The organism is Virgibacillus sp. DJP39, from assembly GCF_049310925.1.
Taxonomy (GTDB): Bacteria; Bacillota; Bacilli; order Bacillales; family Amphibacillaceae; genus Virgibacillus_F.
Map to the genome: position 1 here is coordinate 1 of NZ_JBMERP010000125.1, position 6,764 is coordinate 6,764.

Below are 6,764 nucleotides of genomic sequence, written 5' to 3' on the forward strand. Positions count from 1 at the left end.
TATTTTATAATCGATGAGAATAGAGAAACGGTCTTTCATAAGGCGCAAAACATCCCCCCAGGAAGAACAATCCATTATATTAAAACAAGCAGAAGAAGTTGAATACGAACTTACATTGCCAGACAATTTACCGGAGGGTACGTATTCTTTGGTAGCTTTATTATACACAGAACCTGTTTTGAGGGTGAAAACGACATTTAAAGTTATAAATTAAGAACCCTATTGAGGAAAAGATTAGTAAACTGTCCCCTGTGCTTTCTGCTGGTAATAACTTTTCAAACCTCACTACGTAAACTATTACCATTTTTATATAATAGTTTGTTTAAAATTAAAATTATTTATTACTCTTAGATTATCTAGACTAGATAAGATATGCGTTATTTTGATTTTAAAGTAATAGAGGTAAAATGGCTTTATTCTTGGATTGTACAGGGAGGACGTATAAATGCAAAGGAGTTAATATGAAAGTTATTGAAAATACAAACCCTAAATGGACAATGAACCATTTACCACATATCTTTAATTATCAAAAAGAATATAGTGTAAACGTAAGTCAAGAGGACTTAAACCAAGAGCTAGAGAATATAAACAACGGGCATCCCGCTAATAGGTGTAGTAGTAATATGAGGTGTTTTGAGGTTAGACTGACTATGTTCATATAGGTGATAACTTTGAGCAATTGTTAGCCATGAAAACCTTGAAAAGGAAAAAATGAAAAGTTTATTAGTAAGGTCGGGTTTTACTCATTCAGATGATGTTGATTAAGGTTTGTTGCTTTCATTGAAGAAGGATATTTAACCATAATTAACAAGAAGAGTATAAGTAGCACTATCATTGATCCAAATGTAGTAATGATTAATCTAAACATGACAAATAAATACGCTAACAAATGCTAACATTTTGCTAACGCACTGATGTAATAACCGTTAAAGTTTGTTAAAGATATTACATTTAATTCTAGGGGGAACAGTAATTTAATGCGTTTTTAGAACACAGCGTTAAAGATGTTACAGCCTTTCACCTTATGGGCGGCATGATGTAATTTAGGTTTTAAACCTTGTTATATCAACGTTTGTAAGACTTAACGTTATTCCGAACCACCGAAAAAACCACATTTAATTAATAAGATTCTTAGAGAGGCTTCCATTAAGTTACCAAACTTAGTGGAAGCTTCTTTTTTTTATGTTCTTTGTCATGTGCATATATATCCATCGTGGTATTACTATCAGAGTGCCCCAGACGTTTATTAAATATGAACATTGGCTTCAATCAATAAAGAGGTGTGAGTATGCCTAAATGAATGTGGTGTGACATGCATTATTAGTGCTTGTTTTCTTTAAATGTCGCTGCATGAAAATAAAAATTTTTTTAATCGTTTTAGGATAGCCTTTCATTAGTTACAAATAGTAAACTGTTCGTGATGACGGTGGAACTAAGGGTAGGGAATTCTATACTTAACGTGAAGTGGTAAAGGTATTAGTGAATATATTAAAACCACAAGAGGAAGAACGTTCTTATCCACGTTTATATCCTCCCCTGCCAAACTCTTTTATAAGGGTATGAAAAATAATGAATTAGCGTGCGTATATAACAACGCTGCTTGGAGAAAAATATAATTATATAAATAACTAAAGCGCAGGGGTGTATATAGTTGGATCAAAAAGAGATTAAAGCAAGTATAGAGAACATACTTACCGACAGTAATGTTGGTGTAATGGCAACGGTTAAAGATAACAAGCCACATTCCAGGTATATGACCTTTTCTAACAAGGGATTGAAGCTTTATACAGCAACGAGTAAAGATACCCATAAAGCGGAAGAAGTAGAAACGAACCCCTTCACGCATATTATTCTCGGATATGAAGGTGAAGGATACGGTGATGATTATGTGGAATATGAAGGAAAAGTTTCCATAAACGATTCAGAAGAGATGAAAAAGCAGTTGTGGAATGAGCATATGGAGCTTTGGTTCAGTGGACCAAATGATCCAAATTATATTGTACTAGAAGTTGAACCAATACTAATTAGATTACTGAACAAAAAAGGAGAGGAAACTAAGGTATTACAATTGTAAGATGAAAAGAAGATCACCAGCTAAAAATGCCTGGTGGTCGTTTTTAATGTCTTTTTTTTTGAATTGATCCATACATTCTTGTACAAGTGTTAACCATCGATTCATGGCTGCTCCTCCACTGCAATTTGTATTCCGTATATCACTTTGCAATACTTTGGATACATTACTCGTCCACATTGTTCGTATTTAAACTGTAGTGGATTCGCTGGGAACGCATATAACGGTCAACATAGTTTTGAGGTGGGAGTCTTTTATTTAGAGTGATATCAATATAAATGGAAACAATAATAACCCAATATATGAAGGGTGATTACATGAATGTTATTCTTGTATTAGCAAGCCTATTACTTCCGCTTTTTATGTGCTTTCTGCAACTCAAATGGAAAAAGCTCAATTTTATTTTTAATCTTGCTGGCCTTGTATCAACACTTATCTTTGGAAATATTGCTTCTGTCTCTATTTATCAAATCATTAAAAATAAAACTGTATTTATGACAAATATTCATGCCATCTTTCTGAACCCTTTTTTCTTAATTACTGGTTCTTACTTGGGGATATATATTGTCTATCTACTATTGAACATAACTTTGTATGAAATCACTCTTAAACAAAAACAAAGTTAACCTCAAAAAAATACTATTGTAACTTCAGAGTTCGATAAAGAGAAATTACAAGAACGTCTTGCTAAATTAGCAGGTGGTGTGGCAGTAATCAAGGTTGGTGCCGCAACTGAAACTGAGCTAAAAGAACGTAAACTTCGTATTGAAGACGCATTGAATTTTACTCACGCAGCAGTAGAAGAAGGTATCGTAGCTGGTGGTGGTACTGCACTGGTGAGCGTATACAAAAAAGGAGTAAACTGGATCTAGTTGGCGATGAAGCAACTGGTGCTAACATCGTTCGTCGTGCACTAGTAGAAGAACCAGTACGTCAAATCGCGCACAACGCAGGCCTTGAAGTTTCTATTATCGTAGAACGTCTTAAAGGAGAAGCGGTTGGCATGGGATTCAACGCAGCAACCGGCGAATGGGTAAACATGGTTGAAGCTGGTATCGTTGATCCAACTAAAGTTACACGCTACGCACTACAAAACGCAGCATCTGTGGCAGCAATGTTCCTAACAACAGAAGTGTTGTAGCTGACCTACCAGAAGAAAACGCTGGTGGCGGCGGAATGCCTGACATGGGTGGCATGATGCAATTTAGGTTTTGAAACCTTGTTATATCTGCGTTCATGAATGATTAGTTTTATTCATGCTCATGGTTTGGAAATAGTTTTAACTGAGAGGACTTCATTAAGTGTAAAAGCTTAGGTGGGGTTCTCTTTTTTGTGTTTTAAGTAACGATTAATTATTAAAAGTTAAAATTGTGTGTATTTGGCATTTATACCTTTGTGTGTTTTGGCAGTATATTTGTAATAGGTGTGGAATAATTCCATTCCACCATTGTAAAAGTTTTTATTCACCAAACGGGCCAGATTGTTGAATAAGGCTTATTGAGCAGTTTAGTAGCATAAGAAATATTAATTAAGTGTAACCAATCAGTATGATATATGGTAAAATTTATGTATAGAAAAATATGTATTCTCTAAATAAATAGAATAGGGGCGTGAATGAAATGACTATAGAATGATGTTTTGCATGCGGAAACACGAACGAAGAAGAGATTGAGTATAAAACGGTATATCTTGACGACGGTTTTAATGAAGTTAAGAAAAAAGTTTGGGTATGCATAGATCAAGAAGATTGTGGCATGAGATTGCATGGGTAAAAGAACTAGTTTTAGAAACTATACAGGAAAAAACTGATCAATCATTAATGAATAACCTGAATGTTCAATAACATATTACTTATTAATTAACAATTATTTTATGGAACTAACAGACTCAGTTGTTGTATAAAAAAACTAATCTTATAAATATGAAAGGAGAAATTTAATGCAAGTTTTTTTAGGCCTTCTCTTAATTTTTTCATTTATTTTAATTGCTATAGGAATTATATGGTTTATTGTAATTATGATAAAGAAAGGAAGATTCAGATATCCCATTGTAGTTTTTGTTGTAGGTATTTTGCTCCTTATATCTTCTAGTTTCGGAGCTTATCTTGTCGTACCAGATTATAATGCAATCAATGAACAAGAAGGTAAGAATTTTTATCAAGTGTTAGCTAGTGGCAAGGATGTTCAAGGTGAAAGTTTAACTTTCACAGTTAGTGAGATAGGTTCAAATGAACAACAAGGCCTTGTTGGATTAGGAGTTGTGTCTACAGAGGAGAAACCTATTACTGTATTGTTGAATGTTAGCGGAGAAAGTCAAGCTATTCAATCAGGAGATACTGTGACTGTCCAAATAAATTCAATAAGTAACTTCGCTAGCTTGTTTATTTTGAAAGCTACACTTGAATAAATGTTCAGCATAAAGGGTGTGAGGTTAGTCAGTATTCTTAAGCAAAAGGGTGCGTTTGTGGAAGGAAAAGTGTGGTTTATTTGTAGAAATGTGTATAACAATAGACTAGATAGATTACGTATTGAATGGTTGTCTAGTGAATTAACACGTTTACAATACACTCAAACTAAAACCTGACATGATAAATACTTTTTTACACCTTATAGGAAAATGAAACGATAGTGACTACTTAATTGGTTGCACTATCGTTTTATTTTTTTTGCCAAGACACATACTACAAATAAATATAATTGAATTAAAGTTCGACCATTAAAATGTTATAATAGTAATATAGTCACAAACAAGGGGGTGTGTATCATGGGTAAGAGCAATTTTTATTTTCTATCAGACAAGTGGGACATCCTAGCTAACTTAGGTGAAACCGCAGAAAGTAACGTCTTTATAGATCCAAACACAACCTTGATGAAACTACGCGTATTTGCAGAGACGTTAACAAAGTTTGTACTAGCTTTTGAAGAAATAGACGAAACATATGATACAAAACAAATTGACCGAATCCAAGCCTTAAGAAGAGATGATCTGATTACGCTAGAATTAGAGGACATCCTTCAAACGATTAGAAAAAAAGGTAATAAGGCAATGCATGAGGGTTATGGTACACAGAAGGAAGCTGAAGCGCTGTCGCAAATGTCCTTCCGTCTAGCTGTTTGGTTTATGGAAGTATACGGCGAATGGGATTTTGAAGAACCAAAATATAAAGAATTAACACCTACTAAAAAAGTTGATGCCGAAGAACTTAATAGACTATCAGCTACATATGAAGAAAAGGTAACAGAACTTGAGAATCAACTGGAAAAATTACGCCTGGAGCAATTATCTGTGCCGGATGATAAAAAACGAAAGCGCAAAAAGGATTCCCGGACATTTGGTAGTCGTATCAATCTTACAGAACAGGAAACTCGAGTAATTATTGATGAACAATTACGTGACGCTGGGTGGGAAGTTGATACGGAAGTGCTGCGATATGGCAAAGGAGCTCGCCCTGACAAAAGGAAGAACCTAGCTATTGCAGAGTGGCCATTAAAAACAGGGTATGCTGATTACGCATTATTCGTTGGTTTAGAATTCGTTGCGATTATAGAAGCGAAAAGATTAAGTAAAAACATCTTGTCAGATATTGAACAGGCAAAGGACTATGCTAGAACAGTAATTAAGCACGGAGATGAAGAGATTCATGATCCTTATGGTGCTTATTTCGTACCCTTTTTATTTGCTACAAACGGTCGACCATATCTGAAACAATTTGAAGAAAAATCAGGAATATGGTTTCTGGATGCAAGGAAACCAACCAATCATCCAAGGCCTCTTAAAGCATGGTATTCTCCCCAGGGTCTTAAGGATTCACTGAAACAGGATGTTGACGTAGCTACTAAGAAACTCCATGATGAATCACTGGACTATTTAAATTTGCGACCATATCAAAATGATGCAATAAAAGCAGTTGAGAATGCAGTTAAACAAGGAAAACGCGAGATATTGCTCGCCATGGCTACCGGTACCGGGAAAACAAGAATGGCGATTGGACTCATTTACCGCCTAATTAAACACAATCGTTTCAAGCGTATTCTATTTTTAGTTGATAGATCTGCATTGGGTGAACAAGCAGAAGCTGCATTTAAAGATTCTAAGAGTGAAAATTTTCATTCCTTTACGGAGATATTTGAACTGCAGTCTCTTGAAGATAAAAGTCCAAATTCCGAGACAAAAGTACAAATAGCAACGGTACAAGGGATGCTGAAGCGGTTATTTTATTCTGACTCAGATGAAAACACACTTACAGTAGATCAATATGATTGTATCGTCGTCGATGAAGCCCACCGAGGTTATACATTGGATAAAGAAATGTCGGAAGTGGAAGAGTTGTTCAGGGATCATCAGGATTATGTCAGTAAATATCGTCAAGTAATTGATTTTTTTGATGCAACAAAAATCGGCTTGACAGCTACACCAGCACTGCACACGGTTGATATATTTGGAAAACCTGTTTTTACGTATTCTTATCGTGAAGCAGTAATAGATGGTTACTTAATTGACCATGAGCCCCCATATCAATATGAAACAGTATTAAAGAAATCCGGGATTGGGTGGGCTGTCGGTGAATCGGTGGATCTGTACAATACCCGTACTGGTGAGATAGAGACGGAACTGTTAGAAGATGAAGTGAATATTGAAGTTACTAATTTTAATAAAACCGTTATTACGGAGAATTTCAACCGAGTAATCCTAG

At 35.0% G+C, this 6,764-nt stretch carries 4 protein-coding genes and 1 pseudogene; all 5 read left to right on the top strand.

Features of this window, described 5'->3' with window-relative positions; genetic code table 11:
* The first annotated feature begins 1,651 nt into the window (after positions 1-1,651).
* On the top strand, positions 1,652-2,074 hold the full coding sequence (locus tag ACOI1D_RS20615; protein ID WP_422503967.1) for a pyridoxamine 5'-phosphate oxidase family protein: 423 nt from the start codon (positions 1,652-1,654) through the stop codon (positions 2,072-2,074).
* 275 nt (positions 2,075-2,349) lie between these two features.
* Positions 2,350-2,697 (top strand): transposase, encoded by a 348-nt coding sequence (locus ACOI1D_RS20620; RefSeq protein ID WP_422503968.1) that lies wholly within the window; start codon positions 2,350-2,352, stop codon positions 2,695-2,697.
* Between the two features lie 21 nt (positions 2,698-2,718).
* A pseudogene (locus ACOI1D_RS20625) lies at positions 2,719-3,286 on the top strand (TCP-1/cpn60 chaperonin family protein); the annotation flags it as partial.
* Between the two features lie 723 nt (positions 3,287-4,009).
* Entirely contained in the window at positions 4,010-4,477 is a 468-nt protein-coding gene (locus tag ACOI1D_RS20630; RefSeq protein WP_422503969.1) for a hypothetical protein, read from the top strand.
* Between the two features lie 357 nt (positions 4,478-4,834).
* The coding region (gene hsdR, locus ACOI1D_RS20635) for a type I restriction-modification system endonuclease (RefSeq protein WP_422503970.1) at positions 4,835-6,764 on the top strand (1,930 nt) is incomplete at its 3' end.

Excerpts from the sequence above, each read along its gene's own strand:
- ACOI1D_RS20620 (WP_422503968.1), top strand. The coding sequence starts at position 2,350 with ATGGAAACAATAATAACCCAATATATGAAGGGTGATTACATGAATGTT.
- ACOI1D_RS20630 (WP_422503969.1), top strand. The coding sequence starts at position 4,010 with ATGCAAGTTTTTTTAGGCCTTCTCTTAATTTTTTCATTTATTTTAATT.